The 19,110-nt window shown below is 35.5% G+C and carries 22 protein-coding genes; 15 read left to right on the top strand and 7 right to left on the bottom strand.

Features of this window, described 5'->3' with window-relative positions:
- Positions 1–196: 196 nt before the first annotated feature.
- From ABJ974_RS05490 to ABJ974_RS05470, 5 genes are all read right to left on the bottom strand, one after another.
- Positions 197–1,243 (bottom strand): alpha/beta hydrolase, encoded by a 1,047-nt coding sequence (locus ABJ974_RS05490; RefSeq protein WP_419870382.1) that lies wholly within the window; start codon positions 1,241–1,243, stop codon positions 197–199.
- A gap of 12 nt (positions 1,244–1,255) precedes the next feature.
- Positions 1,256–1,681: a cupin domain-containing protein gene (locus ABJ974_RS05485; protein ID WP_419870381.1), complete on the bottom strand. Its 426-nt coding sequence runs from the start codon at positions 1,679–1,681 to the stop codon at positions 1,256–1,258.
- Positions 1,682–1,781: 100 nt separating this feature from the next.
- Positions 1,782–2,351 carry a DapH/DapD/GlmU-related protein gene (locus ABJ974_RS05480; RefSeq protein ID WP_419870380.1) on the bottom strand — a complete coding sequence of 190 codons (570 nt, stop codon included), beginning with the start codon at positions 2,349–2,351 and terminating at the stop codon, positions 1,782–1,784.
- A 100-nt stretch (positions 2,352–2,451) separates the two neighbouring features.
- On the bottom strand, positions 2,452–3,273 hold the full coding sequence (locus ABJ974_RS05475) for a helix-turn-helix domain-containing protein (protein ID WP_419870379.1): 822 nt from the start codon (positions 3,271–3,273) through the stop codon (positions 2,452–2,454).
- A 123-nt stretch (positions 3,274–3,396) separates the two neighbouring features.
- A complete protein-coding gene (locus ABJ974_RS05470; RefSeq protein ID WP_419870378.1) occupies positions 3,397–4,629 on the bottom strand; it encodes a phage integrase SAM-like domain-containing protein in 1,233 nt (410 codons plus the stop codon).
- Positions 4,630–4,930: 301 nt separating this feature from the next.
- On the opposite strand from ABJ974_RS05470, the gene ABJ974_RS05465 reads away from it, so the two are divergent.
- The 10 genes from ABJ974_RS05465 to ABJ974_RS05420 all read left to right on the top strand — a co-directional run bounded on the left by ABJ974_RS05465 (position 4,931) and on the right by ABJ974_RS05420 (position 13,462).
- A complete protein-coding gene (locus tag ABJ974_RS05465; protein ID WP_419870377.1) occupies positions 4,931–5,563 on the top strand; it encodes a hypothetical protein in 633 nt (210 codons plus the stop codon).
- 73 nt (positions 5,564–5,636) lie between these two features.
- Complete coding sequence (locus ABJ974_RS05460) at positions 5,637–6,293, top strand: hypothetical protein (protein ID WP_419870376.1); 657 nt, start codon at positions 5,637–5,639, stop codon at positions 6,291–6,293.
- A 373-nt stretch (positions 6,294–6,666) separates the two neighbouring features.
- Positions 6,667–7,320 (top strand): MarR family winged helix-turn-helix transcriptional regulator, encoded by a 654-nt coding sequence (locus ABJ974_RS05455; protein WP_419870375.1) that lies wholly within the window; start codon positions 6,667–6,669, stop codon positions 7,318–7,320.
- Between the two features lie 29 nt (positions 7,321–7,349).
- Entirely contained in the window at positions 7,350–8,840 is a 1,491-nt protein-coding gene (locus ABJ974_RS05450) for a phytoene desaturase family protein (RefSeq protein ID WP_419870374.1), read from the top strand.
- Position 8,841: 1 nt separating this feature from the next.
- Entirely contained in the window at positions 8,842–9,678 is an 837-nt protein-coding gene (locus ABJ974_RS05445) for a phytoene/squalene synthase family protein (RefSeq protein ID WP_419870373.1), read from the top strand.
- A gap of 58 nt (positions 9,679–9,736) precedes the next feature.
- The gene (locus ABJ974_RS05440) at positions 9,737–10,204 is read left to right on the top strand and encodes an SRPBCC family protein (RefSeq protein ID WP_419870372.1); all 468 of its coding nucleotides are present in this window, start codon (positions 9,737–9,739) and stop codon (positions 10,202–10,204) included.
- Position 10,205: 1 nt separating this feature from the next.
- Positions 10,206–10,658, top strand: coding sequence for a sterol desaturase family protein (locus ABJ974_RS05435; RefSeq protein WP_419870371.1), 453 nt, complete (start codon positions 10,206–10,208; stop codon positions 10,656–10,658).
- A gap of 50 nt (positions 10,659–10,708) precedes the next feature.
- The gene (locus ABJ974_RS05430; RefSeq protein ID WP_419870370.1) at positions 10,709–11,338 is read left to right on the top strand and encodes a lycopene cyclase domain-containing protein; all 630 of its coding nucleotides are present in this window, start codon (positions 10,709–10,711) and stop codon (positions 11,336–11,338) included.
- Entirely contained in the window at positions 11,331–12,614 is a 1,284-nt protein-coding gene (locus tag ABJ974_RS05425; RefSeq protein ID WP_419870369.1) for a cryptochrome/photolyase family protein, read from the top strand. Before ABJ974_RS05430 ends, ABJ974_RS05425 begins: the two co-directional genes overlap by 8 nt.
- 170 nt (positions 12,615–12,784) lie before the next feature.
- Positions 12,785–13,462, top strand: coding sequence for a MarR family winged helix-turn-helix transcriptional regulator (locus tag ABJ974_RS05420; RefSeq protein WP_419870368.1), 678 nt, complete (start codon positions 12,785–12,787; stop codon positions 13,460–13,462).
- 202 nt (positions 13,463–13,664) lie between these two features.
- On the opposite strand, the gene ABJ974_RS05415 is transcribed toward ABJ974_RS05420, so the two are convergent.
- Both ABJ974_RS05415 and ABJ974_RS05410 read right to left on the bottom strand, forming a co-directional pair.
- Positions 13,665–14,051: a hypothetical protein gene (locus tag ABJ974_RS05415; protein ID WP_419870367.1), complete on the bottom strand. Its 387-nt coding sequence runs from the start codon at positions 14,049–14,051 to the stop codon at positions 13,665–13,667.
- Between the two features lie 132 nt (positions 14,052–14,183).
- The gene (locus ABJ974_RS05410; RefSeq protein ID WP_419870366.1) at positions 14,184–14,825 is read right to left on the bottom strand and encodes a LolA-like protein; all 642 of its coding nucleotides are present in this window, start codon (positions 14,823–14,825) and stop codon (positions 14,184–14,186) included.
- A gap of 571 nt (positions 14,826–15,396) precedes the next feature.
- Between ABJ974_RS05410 and ABJ974_RS05405 the strand changes: the two genes are divergently transcribed.
- The 5 genes from ABJ974_RS05405 (at position 15,397) to ABJ974_RS05385 (ending at position 18,555) form a co-directional block, all read left to right on the top strand.
- On the top strand, positions 15,397–15,591 hold the full coding sequence (locus ABJ974_RS05405) for a cold-shock protein (RefSeq protein WP_419870365.1): 195 nt from the start codon (positions 15,397–15,399) through the stop codon (positions 15,589–15,591).
- Between the two features lie 151 nt (positions 15,592–15,742).
- Positions 15,743–16,201, top strand: coding sequence for a MaoC family dehydratase (locus tag ABJ974_RS05400; protein ID WP_419870364.1), 459 nt, complete (start codon positions 15,743–15,745; stop codon positions 16,199–16,201).
- A gap of 102 nt (positions 16,202–16,303) precedes the next feature.
- Positions 16,304–17,401, top strand: a complete 1,098-nt coding sequence (locus tag ABJ974_RS05395; protein ID WP_419870363.1) for a calcium:cation antiporter — start codon at positions 16,304–16,306, stop codon at positions 17,399–17,401.
- A gap of 137 nt (positions 17,402–17,538) precedes the next feature.
- Positions 17,539–18,087, top strand: coding sequence for a leucine-rich repeat domain-containing protein (locus ABJ974_RS05390; RefSeq protein WP_419870362.1), 549 nt, complete (start codon positions 17,539–17,541; stop codon positions 18,085–18,087).
- A 66-nt stretch (positions 18,088–18,153) separates the two neighbouring features.
- The gene (locus ABJ974_RS05385) at positions 18,154–18,555 is read left to right on the top strand and encodes a hypothetical protein (protein WP_419870361.1); all 402 of its coding nucleotides are present in this window, start codon (positions 18,154–18,156) and stop codon (positions 18,553–18,555) included.
- Positions 18,556–19,110: the final 555 nt, after the last annotated feature.

The following is a 19,110-nucleotide window of genomic DNA, read 5'->3' as shown; positions in this document are numbered from 1 at the left end:
TTAAAGAGCTGTATGACCTGTTTCATGCTGCTCTTTATTAATATAATTTTTAAAATAAACTTTTATATTTTTTCAATTTGTTTATCCTTGAAAAACCGTAAATTAAAATATTGCTGAACATTTTAAAATTTCCCTATATAAAAACACCTCCTGCCAAAACAAGAGGTAGTATTAAATTATTCAGGATTCCTTTAGTCTACTTCAAATTATTAATGAAGAACGTTTCCAGTTTATCAAAAGGAATAACATCCACTTTATCATAAAGATCTACATGTACAGCATTGGGAATGATCATCAATTCTCTAGGCTCAGCCGCCATTTTGTAAATATCTTCACTCATATAACGGGAATGTGCTTTTTCGCCTGCTATTAAAAGCATTGGCCTTGGGGAGATTTCTTTGAGGTAGCTTAGTATCGGCATATTCATTAATGAAAATACATTGTTCGAAGCCCATGCTCCGTTTGAATTGACAGAGCGTTCATGAAATCCTCTTGAAGTTTTGTAATAATCAAAATATTCTTTTACAAATTGAGGTTCATCTCCTTTAAGCTTTTCAGGAAGAGGAGCTAGTCCCGGTGCAGCAATACCGGTTTCTGCATCTTTCCAACGCTGCTGACCTGCCTTTTCCAATCTTTCTGTACGCTCTTCAAGTGTCAGTTTATCGTAATAATCTTTAGAATTAACCCTCGGTATATCATATAAACTGGTTGTCGCCACAGCTTTCACTCTTTTGTCAACTGCCGTCGCATTGAGTGCAAAGCCGCCAAAACCACAAATTCCAATGATCCCGATTTTATTTCGGTCAACATTTTTCTGAAGTCCCAAAAAGTCCACCGCAGCACTGAAATCTTCGGTATTAATATCTGAAGAAGCTATATTGCGCGGTTCTCCGCTACTCTCTCCTGTATAGGAAGGATCAAAGGCTACGACTACAAAACCTCTTTCCGCCATCTGATTGGCATATAGGCCGGATGACTGTTCTTTTACCGCACCGAAAGGTCCGCTGATGGCGAGGGCTCTCAATTGTTGATTTCCCACAGTTTTCGGGAGATATAAATCTCCTGATAATGTGATACCGTAGCGGTTTTTAAAGGTTACTTTCTGTCTGGTTACTTTATCGCTTAATTCAAATGTATAATGATCTTTATTATTCATTTTTTCTGTTTTTGACTGGCTCTGTCCGAATACCTGCTGAGCCCATACAAGGACAGCTGCCATTAATAATAATTTTATGTTTTTCATTGTTTGTTCGGTTTATTTTACGATGGTGTTGGCTTCTTTATAGTCGGTATCGCTAACCGGTTCAAGCCATTTATTTTCATTAGTTTTGGGATTACAGGCAATGGCAATATGAGAGAACCAGCTTCCTGAAGTGGCTCCGTGCCAATGCACTACATTGGGAGCAATTTCCACTACGTCTCCTGATTTAAGATGTTTTGCGGTTTTTCCTCGCTCCTGATATAATCCTTCTCCTCCTACCACTATTAAAATCTGTCCTCCGGTGTGGCTGTGCCAATTATTTCTGCTGCCGGGCTCAAAGGTCACATTGGACATAGGCACATTGAGGTCATCATTAGACGTAAGCCTGGCCAGCCAGGATTTACCTGAAAAGTACTGTTCATAGGCTTTATTTTCTTCTCCTGTTGGGAAATCGCTTATTTTCGGAATTTCGGTATTCATTGTATTGGTATTTTTAAGATTGCTGCAAGACAGGATTGAAAAAAATATCATGCTTACCGCAATACTGGTTAGTATATATTTAAAATTCATTTTTTTCAGTTTATATTGTTTTAATAATTTTGGCGGGAACTCCTGCTACAATAGCATGATCCGGAACATCTTTATTGACGACCGCCCCTGCTGCCACTACAGCATTTCGCCCTATCGTTACTCCGGGTAAAATGGTTGCACCGGCTCCGATCCATGCATTTTGTTTAATTATAATCGAATTGCCTGTCAAGCCTTTTCTATGTTCCGGATGCAGGGGATGACTTTCCGTAATGAGGTTCACTTTAGGACCAATCAATACATCATCTTCAATGGTTATTCCGCCAAGTGCCAGAAAAGTACAGTCAAAATTGATGAATACATTTTTTCCTATGTTAATATTCTTTCCGTAATTAATGTAAAGTGGTGGAAATACCGCAACATCCTCGAGCTTTTTATTTACAATTTCACTTAAAATTCCTCTTATTTCATCGGGATCGGAAGAATTATTCATCCGTACCAGTAGCTTCATAGACGCATATGATTCTTCTCTCAACCTCCCGATCTGATGATCATCCGGCAGTACGGTTTGTCCATTTGCCAATCTTTTAAATATATCTTCTGTAAGGATATTCTTTTGCATAAGTTTCTAATTCTTACTACAAATGTAAAATGAAAGCCCCACAGTCTTATTTCTGTGAGGCTCAAATTAGTTTTCTGAAAAGCTCATTTTTTCCGCAATTTTAAACTTCTGTCGGCGAGATGCCATATTGTTTTTTAAAAGCGGTGGAAAAGTGGGAAGGATTTTTAAAGCCGACCTCCATATATACGTCATGGACTTTTTCACCTTCTTCTTTCAGCTTTATATAGGCCATTTCCAGACGTTTTTTAATAATCCATTTTTGGGGAGTAAGACTGCTTATTTTTTTAAAATCCCTTTTAAATGTGGCAAGGCTGCGTCCTGTAAATGAAGCAATCTGCTCCATAGAAAGATCATCCATATAGTTTTCATTCAGAAATTCAAGAATATCTACTTTCCAGGGTTCCGCAAAGTCGAATAAGATAGGATAAAACTGTTCATCAGAATTGAGCAAGGCATAGATTCCTTCCAGTAATTTAAGCTGGGTAATACTTTCCGTAGGTTTTATATTGCTGTCGAAATAGGGAGTGAGCGATTGAAAAAGACTCATAATAGCAGCATCGGGTTCTATTTTAAAAACATTCTTATCTGAAACCGCCACGTTTTTGGGAATTTCCGTTTTGTTGAGCTTACTGTAAAACTCACGTAAAACACTTCTCTTAAAAGTCAGTGAAATTCCTTTGTACAGATCATTGCCTTCGCCGTTCTTATACATCTTAAGCCTGTGATCCCTCCGGATAAAAGTACATTCTCCCGCTTTCAGCTTTATGGCCGTGTTTCTGTCTTCAATGATCTGCTCCCCGGAATATAAATAAACTAAAACATGCTCCGGCGTGGAATGTATACATTTCGTACTTTCCTCAGAAAAACAGGAAAAAAAGATCCCGGAATAGTTTATTGTTTTTAAAGCCTCCGTATGTTCCATCTGATGTTATTAATTCAACAAAAGTAATTAATAAATCATTCCCTGCCTTTTCTCTAAAGCTCAAATTTTCTTTTCTTCATTCCGTTCAGTAAAAAGAGAAAATGCAGTCTTTCCAGAAAATTCTTATAAGTTTTCTTTGTAAATCCTGTTGAAATAATTTCCAAGGTTAATCATTCTTCCTTTATCTACCGGATTGATATATTTGAGAAACATCTGTTCCGTACTGTGTCCTGTAGCATCCATTAACAGCGGTGTAGGGATCTTACCATAAAAGTTAGTCGCAAAGCTGCGCCTGCCGATATGACTGGTAAGAAATTCCCACTTCGGAATCTGAAGGTTTTTACTTCTGTACCCGATGCGCTTTCTTCCTTTCAGCATATGATCAAGTCCCGCCAGCTTGGCAATCCGTTTAATGCTTTCGTTATAGTATCGCATATTCATGGATTCGGGAAAAGAGTTCTTATTCTTTTTGATTATTTTTTCTACCAGGGGATGCAGAGGAAGAAGAATTTCCTTTCCCGTCTTCTGCTGGGTAAAGTGTATGCATAATCTGCCGTTTACCGTTATAAGCTGTTCTCTCGTAAAACAAATAAAATCCGAAAAACGCTGTCCGGTATAACAGCTGATAATAAGCCAGTCTTTAGCTGCTTTAAGCCGTTCCGGAACTTCTGTAGACCGGATCTGAACGATTTCACTTTCGGTAAGCGTAATCATTTCCCTGTATCGCTTTTCTCTTCTTATTTCCAACTCTCTTACACAGGTCCGCACTCCTTTTCTCTCGGCAAAATTTAAAATAGTCCTTACAAAATGAATGGTTCGGTAGATTGTATTTTCACTGTATTCCTCATGTTTTCCAAAAGCCAGGAAGTTTTTAACAAAATCAGAATTTATCTCATCCACCTTAAGTCTTTTACAGATATGACCTTCGAAGCGTTCCAATAAATGGCGAAACACTTTATACCTTTTATAGGTAGAATGACATATCAGCTCCTTCCTAGAATCAATATAAGAGTTCATGAAATATAAAAGTGAATTCTCAGCATATCCGGTATTCAGGTTTTCACAGAGCTCTTTTATTTTCTTTGCTAAAGCTTTTTGGGGTATTTTCTTTCTCTTTTTTCTTATTTCATCCACATAATGTGTGATCTCAAGCTTTAAAATATTGAGCTTATTATTAAGGGTTTTATATTCTTTTATATAAATATTGACAGGGCGCTGCTTTTCTTTATCCCAATTTTCTTCTGAAATTTTCAGGGGAGTTTTGAAAGTGTAGTTTTCATCTTCCCAATTATCGGTAAGGGTAAGAGTAATATTTTTATCAATTCCGGTAGAAGCCAGAGAAAATCGAATTATCATTTTGTCGAGTTTTTACAATTATTATTTCGACAAATTTAATAAATAAAGTAGTCCTTCTTAGACTACTCCCGACTGCAAATATACAGATAAAAATTGAATTACAAAATAATAAGTTACTGTAAAATAGATTATTACATAAATATCCCAAATTTATGAATTATTTTATTTTCTATAAAAACATCACTAAATACAAATAAAATCAATTATACTTTTCGTAAAACATTGTTTTATTAATTAAAAAGTTTAAAAAGTAGTCTAAGAAGGACTACTCTTCAACAGAATGCGAAAAAAACATACATTTATGAAACGATTTACAAGCTTTATTGATAATATAAGGCCTGTAATTTTATGTTTATTTTTATATTCTTCTCTATTCTCTCAGGTATTTTTAAAACAGGAAAGCCTGTTCCTTACCCATGAAACAAATATATATGATCCTGAAGACACTTCCCTTCATATTAACCAAACTTTAATACAAAAAAGTTCCCCTGACTCTATTCAGGAGTTATCCCTTGAACTTCCTGAAATTTTCATTGTAAGGGGAACTCTCATTACAGATGAGGAAAAAATATTGTATGCTAAACTGGTATCCATAGATAACACTACAATAAAGGGAAAAAATAAACTCAAACAATACCATAAAAAAACTAAAAAAGAAGCTGTAAAACCAACTGGAAACCATGTTGTTCTTTATCATTTATATTTTAAAGATAAACAGCATCATAATGTAGAATATAAGCTATGCATGAAGAGGTATCTTATTATAACCAGCAATCCTACACAAGACACTTTAACCCTATTCCCCCATTTAAAAACATCTCTACCTTCATTTATTATCCTAAAAATCAATACTCATGACATTCATTTAGCCTATGCAGCAGTTAGTCATCAATCCAATAGAATCCGCCCTCCCCCGGCTACTGCTTCATTGTAACCATACAAAAACATCATCACAATAATTATAAATTATACACACTAACAAAATTGATTTGAAAAAAACATTAAAAATGAAAAAACATTTAATAGCTTCCATAGCTCTATTTTCTTCTATAAGTATTTATAGCCAGGTGGGTATCAATACAACTGAACCCACCTCTGCACTTGATGTAAACGGAGACCTAAGAGTCAGAGAGATCCCGGTAAGTACCTCTACTGACGATATTGCCTTAGTCTCCGATGCTTCAGGAGTTATCAAGAAAAGGATAAGTGAGTCCAAAGGAATCGTGAGGGGATATATCTCCAGTAATTTTACCACCACAGGGGGACTGGGTACTATTTACAAAATCCCCAGCTGGGCTATCATTGATGATCCAAATGGTGACTTTAATACAGGAACCGCTGTTTTCACAGCACCGGAAAGCGGACTGTACAGAATCACTATTACGGCTACTTTTGCCTATCCTACATCAACCAATGTAAATTATGTAATAGGGCTGGCGAGCGGAGATACTAACACCTGGATCATGAGATTTTCTATTCCTGATGGAGTATTAACGTCAGATGCCAGCGGCTATGCCCATACCTTCGTTGGAATAGCCCAGCTCGAAGCCGGTAAGACTTATTATTATGGCTTGTCAGGAGGTATTACCCTTCTGTCTAATCCAACGGGTGCTACCGGAATTGGAACAGGAAGTTTCTTTGAAACACAATTGATCAAGAATTAAATAATTATAAACTATTTAATTTTCATTTGGCTGCCCTTTCTTTATTGAGGGGCGGCTTTTAGGTTATTTTACTACGAATATAAAATAGTTAAATACACTAAATTTTACCATTTCATTTAGTATATTAATATACAATCATCCTAATATTTCATTAAATCTGTATAAGAAATATATTATTTCCTTTATAGATACAGCATTTCATCAATTATCATTTTAATATTGATTACCAGCACCTTACCCCTCAAGCTGTCAATTATTCCCTGAAATAAATGCTTAAGATCGTCAATTTATAATTCAGTAACTAAAAATAAATTTTAAATTAAAGTATATTTATATACTTATATTAGTATATTTGTATACCAAATTACTCAATATGAATTTTGATCTTATAAAAGCAGTGGTGGAACTTGTCCAGCAATTTATGGAGCAGAATGAAGGTGAAGCTATATACAGCAATGACCTTCAGGGTTTTACAGAATGGATCAATGATTCGCATAAGGATGATTCCGAAGAAGAACCTCATTGGCTGGGAAAAGAATTGGGAGAAAGTTCCGACCGTATTATTAATACTTTACTGATAAGAATGGGAAGGTATGCGAAAACGTACTCTCGTTCAATAGGTAATTCCGTCTTTTCAACCCAGGATGATTTTATTTATCTGAACAACCTGAAAACTATCGGAGCTATGACAAAAATGGAACTGATAAGGCGGAATGTTCATGAGAAATCTTCGGGTATTGTTATCATTAACCGGTTAATCCGTAATGGATGGGCTGAACAGACCATTTCTCAGAAAGATAAAAGGACAAAGCATCTTCAGATCACAGAGAAAGGGCTTACCGTATTGGAGGAGCATATGGATGAAGTAAGTAAGGTTTCAAGGGCAGTAATAGGAAATCTGACTCATTCTGAACAAATGCTGCTCATCGCCATACTCTCTAAACTGGATGAATTTCATGATTCGATTTACCGCATGCACCTGAAATCCAGAGATCTGATGGATATGATGTATAAAAGATTAAACTGATACATACCCAAACTATTAAATAAATAACAATGAATACTGGAAACTCAAGAAAGAGAATTGCGGTGATAGGTTCCGGATTTTCTGGGCTGTCCGCCGCTGCCTATGCTGCGAAAGAAGGGAATGAAGTACATGTATTTGAAAAACATCATCAGCCAGGCGGCCGTGCAAGACAATTTAAAACAGATAACGGCTATGTTTTTGATATGGGTCCCAGCTGGTACTGGATGCCCGATATTATCGAAGGTTTTTTCTCTGATTTTGACTGTAAGGCATCTGATTTTTTTGATCTGGTTTCTTTAGACCCACAGTTTGAGATGGTTTTTTCAAAAGAAAAGGTTTCAGTTCCTGAGAAAAATGAAGATATCCGTGAGCTGTTTGAAAGAATAGAACCGGGTGCAGCCAGGCAGTATGATCAGTTCATGCAGTCTGCCCAATATAAATACGAAGTGGGCATGAAAGATTTTGTGACAAAGCCGTGTTATAACTGGCTTGAGTTTGCTTCTTTAAAAATAGCAGGCAGTGCGCTGAAGCTTGATCTTTTAAGCGATTTCAGGAAATACGTTTCCGGTTATTTTACAGATCCGAAACTGAGATCCCTGATGGAATTTCCGGTTATATTTCTGGGAGCTTCCCCACAAAAGATTCCCGCCCTTTACAGCCTTATGAACTACGGAGGCTATGTGTTGGGAACAAAATACCCGATGGGAGGATTTTATCAGCTGGTTCTTGCTATGAAAGAAGTGGCGGAAAGACAGGGCGTAACTTTTCATTTTAATCATGACGTACAAAAGATCAATACCAAAAACGGAAAGGCGGTTTCCATAACAATAGAGGATAAAGATTATGAATTTGATTCGGTAATTGCTTCTTCCGATTATCATCATACCGAAACATTAATCCCTCAATCACTCAGAAACTATAATGAGACCTATTGGGAAACCAGAACCTTTGCACCTTCATGCCTCATTTATTATTTAGGAATTAAAGGGAAAATTTCTCATTTAAAGCATCATACCCTTTTCTTTGAAAATGAGCTTGACACTCATATAGATTGTATTTATAAAAATAAGAAATGGCCATCAAAGCCCCTTTTTTATGCATGTTGTCCATCTAAAACAGATCCGGATGTGGCACCTGAAGACTGTGAGAATCTATTTCTGCTGTTACCTCTTGCACCGGGAATAAACGATGAGGAAACTGTAAGAGAAAAATACCTGACGGAAATGCTGGAAAGAATTGAAAAACATACGGGTGAAACCGGTCTTATTTCCAGAATTGAATACAAAAGAAGCTATTGTGTGAGTGACTTTATTTCGGATTATAATGCTTATCAGGGGAATGCCTACGGATTATCCAATACTTTATCGCAGACCGCAGTCTTAAAACCCAAAATAAGAAACAGAAAGATCAGGAATCTTTTTTATACCGGGCAGTTAACGGTTCCAGGGCCCGGAGTTCCTCCCTCATTAATTTCAGGGAAAATTGTTGCAGCTGAAGTGAGTAAACTAAAAATAAAATAATATGAAAAAATTGTTTGATGAATTGTCTTACGAGGTCAGTAAGTACACTACACAAAAATACAGCACCAGTTTCTCATTGGGAATAATGGCACTGAAGCCATCCATCCGACCTGCTGTTTATGCTGTTTACGGGTATGTACGCCTTGCTGATGAAATTGTAGACAGTTTTCATGGTTATGATAAAGAGAAGCTTCTGAAGAGATTAAAGGCTGAAACCTATGAGGCACTGGAAGATGGGATATCGCTCAATCCCATTTTACATTCATTTCAGGAAGCTGTTCGCCAGTATGATATTGACAGGCAGCTGATCAATCAGTTTTTGCACAGTATGGAAATGGACCTTCATAAAATTGATTATAATTCGGAACGGTTTAAAGAGTATATTTATGGGTCCGCAGAAGTGGTAGGTCTGATGTGTCTTCAGATATTCACAGAAGGTAATAAACAGCAATATGAGAAGCTGAAACCGTTCGCGATGAAACTGGGATCTGCTTTTCAGAAAGTTAATTTTTTGCGGGACCTGAAAGATGATTACCAGATTTTGGGACGGACTTATTTTCCCACCCTTAATATGTCAGTCTTTGATAATACTGTGAAAGTCCGGATCGAAAAGGAGATCGAAGAAGAATTTAGGGAAGCTTTACAAGGAATTAAAAAACTGCCGGGTTCATCCATTTTCGGAGTTTACCTCGCATACAGATATTATCTTTCTCTGTTTGAAAAAATAAAGAAAACAAGTTCCCAGAATATATTGCAGCAAAGAATCAGAATTGCCAATTCACAAAAGCTGTTGGTTGCGTTCAAAAGCTATATCCGTTACAAATCTGCTTATTTCTGATTGTTTAACTCTGATTTGGGCTAATTATTGGAAATTTTAAGAATCCATAAAAAAATAAATGATGTACAGATTATATAGAGAGCAGCAGCTCAATTGTAGTATTGAAACGGCATGGAAGTTTTTTTCATCCCCTCATAATTTATCAGAAATAACTCCTTCAAGTATGAACTTCGTTGTTCTATCAGATGTTGGGGAAGAACCGATTTTTAAAGGAATGGAAATAGATTACACCGTTTCGCCCTTATTGGGAATTCCGATGAAGTGGAAGACCGTCATCAGCCACGTAGAAGACCATAAAAGCTTTACAGATTTTCAGAAACAAGGTCCGTACAAGCACTGGAATCATTTTCACGAATTTATCCCAAATGAGAATGGAGTACTGATGAAAGATACGGTAGATTATGAACTTCCGATGGGGATTTTAGGAAAAATAGCTCATCAGCTATTTGTAAAAGAAAAGCTAAAAAGTATTTTCGATTTCAGATACAGAGTTTTGAATGACCTTTTTAACCATAAGCATCTTTAAAATGAATTTTCTGATCGTTTTAGGAGTATTTATTTCCATGGAAGGAGCCACATGGCTTATCCACCGATATATTATGCATGGGTTTCTGTGGACCCTCCACCGGGATCATCATGATCACAGCCATGACGGAAAACTTGAAAGAAATGACCTTTTCTTTTTCATTTTTGCAAGTCCGGCCATCGCTTTATTATACCTGGGAGTAAAGCAGGATTTCAGTTATTGGTTTTTTATCGGTTTGGGAATAAGTCTTTACGGAATGTCTTATTTCTTCGTGCATGATATTTTTATTCATCAGAGAGCAAAGATTTTCACCCACACAAAGAACCCGTATTTCCTTGCGATAAGACGTGCCCATAAACAACATCATAAACATTTGGGGAAAGAGGACGGGGAATGCTTCGGTTTTCTGTGGGTTCCTATTAAATATTTTAAAATGTATTTCAATAAAAAATGATGCCCTATACTTACATACTGATTAACTTTTTCACTGTCATAATCTGCTTTTTGGCTTCTTTTGACAGAAGGATACAGTTCAATAAGCTTTTCGGAAAGTTTCTGCTATCATCCACTATTGTGGCTATTCCTTTTATTATCTGGGATATATGGTTCACGGCAAAAGGAGTTTGGTGGTTTGATCTTAATTATACCTTAGGAATTAAAATAGCAGGCCTTCCCATTGAAGAATGGATGTTTTTTTACTGCATTCCATTCGCGTGTGTTTTCACTTACTATTGCATGGAAAAGTTTTTTACTCTTGAATGGGCTGATGCTTTGAATAATCTCATCGTATTTGCAGCTGTTATTGGTCTTGGCGTCGTCGGGCTTCTTTATTATGAGAGATTATATACTTTGCTTACGGTGATCGTAACCATCATCACACTTTGCTATCTGCATTTTATCGCGCAGAAAGAATGGATAGGAAAAGCCAGTTTCATATATCTGATTCTGATGCCGGGCTTTTTCGCGGTAAATGGAATTCTGACAGGATCTTTAATTCCCTCGCCTGTTGTTAATTATAATCCGGCTGAATTTTTAGGCGTCAGAATAGGAACCATTCCCGTGGAGGATGCCGTTTACGGTTACAGTCAGTTTTTGCTTAATATTTATTTCTTTAAAAAAATTAATCATGGATAAAGTGAATATTTTTTGGTTCAGAAGAGACCTCAGACTGGAAGATAATACAGGACTTTGTCATGCGCTTGATTCAGGATTAAAGGTTATTCCTGTTTTTATCTTTGATACTGAAATACTGGACCGGCTTCGGAATAAAAGTGACAGAAGAGTGGATTATATTCATCAGGCTTTACAACGGATTCATAAAGAGCTCAAAAAACATAACAGCGGACTGTATGTTTATTATGGGTCTCCCCTAGAAGCTTTTCAAAAAATAATCCGGGACTTCAATGTAAACAATGTTTTTTGTAACAGGGACTACGAACCTCAGGCTATACAACGGGACCGGAAGATCGCCGATTTCCTGCTGGATCAGCATATTCAGCTTAAAGATTTTAAAGATCAGGTTATATTTGAAAAAAATAATATTGTAAAAAATGACCTTTCTCCATACACTGTTTTTACCCCCTACTCAAAGAAATGGAAAGAACACCTGGAAAATATAGAAAGCGTTACGGCAAACTGGACCCGTTTTGGCCATTATAACGGAGCTTCAGAGATTATTCCACTGAAAGAAATCGGATTTGAAAAAACAGATCTTAAGTTCATAGAACCTGAACTGAACAGTGATATAATAGATTCTTACGGAAAGTACCGGGATTTTCCTGCAATGGACCATACCACCCATCTTGGAACAGCCCTTCGTTTTGGAACCGTTTCGATCCGGAAATGTGTACAGTATGCTGTTAAGCATAATGAAGTCTGGCTGAATGAGCTTATATGGAGAGAGTTCTTTATGCAGATCCTGTATCATTTCCCCAATGTTGTTCACCAGTGCTTTAAAAAGAAATATGAAAACATTGCCTGGAGAAACAACGAAAACGAATTTAAGGCGTGGTGTGAAGGGAAAACCGGATATCCTATCGTAGATGCTGGGATGAGGCAGCTCAATGAAACCGGATTGATGCACAACAGGGTGAGAATGATCACAGCAAGCTTCCTTACCAAGCACCTGCTCATCGACTGGCGGTGGGGAGAAGCCTATTTTGCTGAAAAGCTGTTAGATTATGACCTGGCAGCCAATAACGGAAACTGGCAGTGGGCAGCAGGCTGTGGCTGTGATGCGGCTCCCTATTTTCGGATCTTTAACCCCTATGAGCAGACCAAAAAGTTTGATAAAGATTCTCAGTATATCAGAAAATGGCTTCCTGAAGATTATAGAGAAGAACCTATTGTAGAACCTACAAAAGCCCGAGAAAGAGCATTAAATGCTTACAAACATGCACTGGCTGAATGATCGTATAGTATTTACTCATAAAATAAATTACATTGGCTAAAAAGGGAATTATATTAATCAATATCGGATCACCAAGAAGAGCAGCTCAACTTATTACTTACTTTAGTTTTAATTATATAATTGCGTAATTCTTTAGGGAATTAGGTATTTTTGTAAACTATTTAACGGATATGAATTATACACTTATTAAAGATTTTATAGACCTATTGCAGGAGTTCGAAAACGAAGTCCGGGCTTGTCCTGATTTATATCCGGAAACTGTCCAGGGCTTTAAAACATGGATTTCCGATAAGGAAAATACGGAAGCAAATCTTCCGGAGGAACCGTACTGGGAAGGCAAGGAAAACGGAAGATCACCGGAAAGTGCCATAAATACATTACTTGTTCATCTGAACCGGTATGCCAAAACCTATTCCAAGTCTGCCATCTTACATTCTGAATTTTCTACTCAGGAAGACTTTATTTATCTGATTAACCTGAAAGCTTTTGGTGAGATGACCAAGATGGCCCTTATCAAAAAAAACATTCATGATAAGCCGGTAGGTATGCTGATCATCGGCAGACTTCTGCGTCAGGGACTTATTGAACAGGCAGATTCTGACCTGGATAAAAGAAGTAAACTGATCCGCATTACTGAAAAGGGACTTCAGGTTCTGGAAAATCAAATGGAAAAGATCCGGCAAGCTACCCATATCGTTGCAGGAAATCTTAATCACCGAGAAAAGATGGAGCTTATACGTATTCTTAATAAGCTGGACCGTTTCCATTATCCTATTTTTTCACGAAACATCAGTTCTGACCAGCTGATCAATACGGTATTACAGGAAATGAAGATAACAAGTTTATAAACCCTAATATATCCAAACCTTTATTTGATTAAGATTATATAATATATTGAAGATAAATCAATGTATTTAAAACACACGGGCATAGAAACTCTTTTAGATAGATCATACAACCTTCCAAAGAGATTCCATTTTTTCACAAAATGTAAGAAACAAATGTAGAAATATCATTATTATTTTCTCACACTTCCCGCTTATCCAAGTTTTATTGTTTATTAGGATTATATTTTTCAGGAGCTATAAACATTCCGTTATCATAGGAATTATATTTTTCCCACGCATCTTCCCTCTTCGATTGTCTTATAAAAACAGCAATTTGATCGAGTTCACGTGTCTTTGAAACCGAAGAATAATTTGATTTACTGATTGCACTTTGGTCATAAAAATAGAGGGAAGAGGGCTCGCTTCCGTCCAACACACTAAATTTGAGATCTGATGTTGATATTGAAAAGGAACTATTCTCTTCCGATTGGTACAATTTCTTTAGGTCTTTTGACAAAACTCCGGAGATTCTTATAGTATCCAGAGGAAAGTTCTGGATATTATCAGGTCCGGAAAAATTTGAATTTAAATTAAACCTGTGCTTTCTCATATCATTTCCTTTTACTTGATGCTGAGATAAAAAAACATTTATCAGAACTACCAAAAGTAAAATTGGTTTTTTATTAAAAATCATATTTTTAGAATTGTATATTAAATAAAAATGTAAGGTATAGTTTTCGGACTACCAATAACAAAAATCAGTATCAGTAACGTCATTAAATGTTATGGATGAAAGGTTAAATTCTTCTTGTCCATTGTTTAAGACGATCTTGTGCGGTAAAATAATGCCGTTAACATCTTTAAAATTAGAATATTCCCATATATATCCATTTCCTTCAACGCCTTTCAGTGTTAAACCGCTTTCTTTATCCAGGTAAATTTTATATTTTTCCCCGTCTATTACATAACATTCTTTCCCATTAACTTTCTCTATTCCTGAAACAGTATATTTTGTATCATTATTCAAAACATCAAAAATCGAAAATAAAAATTGGCTGTCATTATTATTAAAAAAGCGAGAATTTTTTGAGACTAGACGATCAGAATACTTAATTTCTTCACCAAACCTTGTCACATGATTCTTCCCATCCGAGTCCTTTTTCTGAGTCCTCTCCATAAGTTTTCCATCGATCATTTTTGTATCAACAGTCGTTATTGATTTAATTTGAGAAAGTCGCTCTCCTCCCATCGCCTGTATATTCTTTTTCACAATATCTACTACCGTAGGAAATTTTGAAGAAACAGAATGATCAATTTTTGAATTTTGTCCCGTTTGAGCTATTGCCATTCCGGAAATTAACATTGCTAAAAAAATTTTCATCATTATTTTTATGTTAAATTTAATGATTATTTTTTTTGTTCACAAATAATATTACTCCGATCCAAAAATTATTTCTATTTCTTGTGAAATAATCGATTTAAAGATGAAGAAGGGTTATTTTATTGTCTTGGAATACGTCTGAAATATAGTCAACTTACTTTGCATCTTACATAATTTTCCCTTTCATGCGTAATCTAGGAATAAAATAGTTATAATCAACTGTTTATATTTTTTATTTTCAGGTTATTTTGATATATATTTGCAAAGTATTCATAAAGAAAGGTTCCTGCCTTTGCTAAACTGATCCCATGATAAAGATCGGTCTTGCTTCTTCAGATTCCCCGTTTATAGATCCAATTTTTTGATGATAACGATAATTTCATACGTTGATCTCAAAGAATGATATGATATTGCACACTGAGATATTCTCATATATTTATATATAGATCATCACTAAGCTGAGCAAAGAAGCTGATAGAAATAAATAGATTTACACTTTATACTATCATCCTTTTATTTTCAAAATGACATCTGTAAAGTATACAGATTATATTTAATTTTTAATTTTATTACCATGCAAAAAGGCACCGTAAAATTTTTCAACGAGGCGAAAGGCTTCGGATTCATCGCACCATCAGAAGGTGGAGCAGACATCTTTGTACATACTTCAGGACTGGAGTCAAAATCCATCCGTGAGAACGACCAAGTTGTTTTCAACGTACAAAAAGGGGATAGAGGTTTGAACGCTATCAACGTGAAATTGGCATAATCTGATCAATATAGTAATTTATTATATTAGTTATTTTACTAGCCTCCCGCATTTTGCGAGAGGCTTTTAGCTTTTACTGGCAGTTAACTAAATAACAGATCCGGAGATGAAGATTTCAAACAAGTACTTATTTAAAAATTAGAAAAACATAATGCATATAATCAACAGTTTAGAAGAATACAAATCATTAGAGGGGACTATAATAGGGAGTTCTCCATGGCATACGATTGATCAGGATCAGATCAATAAGTTTGCAGATGTAACATTGGATCATCAGTGGATTCACGTTGATAGTCATCGGGCAGCTGCAGAAAGTCCATACGGGTCAACAATTGCTCATGGATACCTAACCCTTTCGCTAATTCCTTATCTATGGAAACAGATTGCGGATGTGAGAAATGTGAGCCTCGAGATAAATTATGGGATAGAAAATCTCAAATTTGGAATACCTGTGAAAGTGGATTCTGAAGTTTCACTTCAAGCAACGATCAAATCCGTCAATGACATGAGAGGAATAGTCAAGGTCATCGTAGGTGCCAGGCTCCTTCTTAGAGATGAGTCAAAACCTGTCTACACGGGAAATGTGGTATTCCTCTACCATTTCAAATAAATAAGATCTTCCGATCATTGAAACTTCAAATACTCTCAGCCTTCCTTCTATGAAGTACCCAGGTTTTGATGTTGTTATAGTGATATTAATTTTAAAGAAGGAATGAATCAAAACATATATTTACGACAGTGGACAATCGCTGTCCCCCTTTTATCGTGGCTCTTATACTTTGGAAATTTTTTATTTTCATCAACTTATTATTCGATCCTACTAACAGCTTTATTACTCGGCAGTGTATTGGCTGCGGTCTATCATTCTGAAGTCCTTGCAGACAGACTGGGTGAACCATTTGGCACCCTGCTTCTTGCATTTGCCATAACAGTTATTGAGGTAGGGCTGATCATTTCCATCATGCTTGGTGCTAAAGGCCTTGAGACTATCACCTTGGCAAGAGATACTGTCTTTGCAGCGGTGATGCTCATACTCAATGGTATTATGGGTATATGTATCGTAATAGGGTCGTTACGATACAGAGAACAATCTTTTACACTGAAGGGTGTGAGTACAGCCCTGATCACACTGGCGACAGTTGTAGTATTTGTGCTGATATTACCTAACTATACAGTGAGCCACAGTGGAGGCGAATACACCTCTTTTCAGCTCCTGTTTATAGCATTCATTTGCCTTTTGCTGTATCTGGGATTCACAATGGTTCAGACGATCCGACACCGGAGTTTCTTTATATCTCCTACGAGTAACATTCTAAAGGAAACCATTGGAAAAGATAAAAAGATTAAAATTTCTAAAAAGAATATCTATATCAGTAGTTTTATGCTAGTTGTAAGCTTGGGAATAGTAGTTCTGATGGCCAAACTACTTTCAAAAGATGTTGAATATTTGGTAGTGGCAGTTGGGGCGCCAAGATCTGTAGTGGGAGTGATCATAGCAGGAATTGTTTTGTTACCGGAAGCTCTTGCTGCAATCCGAGCCGCCAGGAAAGACCAAATACAAACCTCGCTTAATCTAGCTTTTGGCTCTGCTTTAGCCAGCATCGGACTGAGTATTCCCGCTATTGCAATCATATCAGTAATCAGCGGTATACGAATGACCTTGGGTATTGATATTAAATCAACTGTATTATTGGGTCTTTCCCTATTTATCATTACAATATCATTGGCCACTGGCAAGACTAATATCATGCAGGGTTTTGTTTTGCTCGGGATTTTCCTTATATATCTTTTCATCACCGTTGTTCCATAATAGTATACAATGAAAAAATTAATTATATTACTCATTATTATAAATAAGTTAAAAAGATTAAATTTACTAAACGAAAGAAATATTTAAGAAAAATGCATCTCTTTAAAAAAACTAAATTTTCATCACTAAATGATGCAATGCAAAAACCGGAGAACTGCAAAAAACTAAATCTTTTATTTATTACACAAAACTTTAAGAATAAGGGGGATATTTTTTCAAAATTTATAAACTTAGAAGTATTAGAAATACAAGGCGATCCTATCCTCTATGATTTAGATGATTTTGAGCTTCCAAAAGAAATAGCCAACCTTCAAAAATTAAAGAAAATTTCACTCCTAAATCTTCCATTCCAAACTTTCCCCGAATGGATAATGAATATAAAATCTTTACGCTTCTTAATGATTAGAGGAAACGCCATAGATTCAATTCCGGATTCAATATTGCAATTAGATAAATTAAAAACGCTCCGAATCGAAAACTGCGAGTTAAATAAATTGCCCAAAATATTTAATCAAATGGAAAACTTGAAAACTTTAGGACTAAGTGATACAAAGTTAACGGATCTAAATTCTGACTTATTTCCTAAAAATCTTAAAGAAATAAATTTGAGTGGAACAAAAAAATATGAAGAAGATGAATTGCAGATTTTAAAAACTAAAATGAAAAAAACTAAAATATATCCATAACAGACTATAAATAGATAATGTAATAAATTGCTTCTTAAAGTATTAACAGGATAATCTCAAGAAACAATGGCAATAAGCAAGAAAAACAAAAGTAGAATCTCTGTTGATGGTAAGGAATATATATGGTGGGTATTTACTGAGTACGACCAGACAGAATTTGATGGAATACAAGTTAAAGCGGTGTGCGTTGACCAAACTCACTTTATAAAATATGGATTGCAACAAAAAGAAAATAATAGCAAAGTAGTGCTTGCTTTAAAAAATTACAATAAATTGGTTCATCTGTCATCACCTCCAAAATTTGAAAATGACGAAGGAATAATTACAAAAATAGGAATTAACAGAATGATAAAATGGTGTAAGCAAAATGTACATGAAATTCAATATGCCTTGGATAGAAATAAGAATGATCTGACTGAACCAGAGAAGCAGTTATTGCTTAAAGATCTACAAAAAATAATACTGTAAATCTAAAAAAACGATACAACCAACATTAATCTAACCTCTCCTTTTGTTCAATGCAAATTTCAATGCTTCATCTTAAATCTCGGATTGAGACTTATGAGAGTTTTGTAACAGCCAATCATCCCATTTTTTTCTTTCAAAGAATAAAGTTTTTTTATTAGGTTTTAAAAATGGAATTAAATTACCATATACCAACCTATAAATATAAGATTTTTTGAAACCTGATAATCTGATAGTTATTCTACATTTAAGTGTATCTTTTAATCCAAAATGTATTTTTCAATTCGGTTGTAATCTTCTCAGTGATATAAATTATACTTGTACTTCTTTGTACTACTTTATCTATTAGTTTATAGAAGTAGTAAAGAAGTGGTAACAAACTCTTACAAAAGAAAACAATAAAAGTAAAAGAAAACAAAGTTATTTCCCGACACAGAAAGTTACTTCTTACTGTTTATGGGGTGTTATAAATATTAAGTATCCAATTGGTAAATAAGCTATCATTTTTAGATTATTTTGTTCATAACTAACACTACTAATAATTAGTTGTTACTCTAT

This window comes from Chryseobacterium sp. CT-SW4 (genome assembly GCF_048572715.1).
Classification (GTDB): domain Bacteria; phylum Bacteroidota; class Bacteroidia; order Flavobacteriales; family Weeksellaceae; genus Chryseobacterium.
Note: the sequence above shows the minus strand (reverse complement) of the source record. Positions and strands in the feature narration are given on the sequence as shown.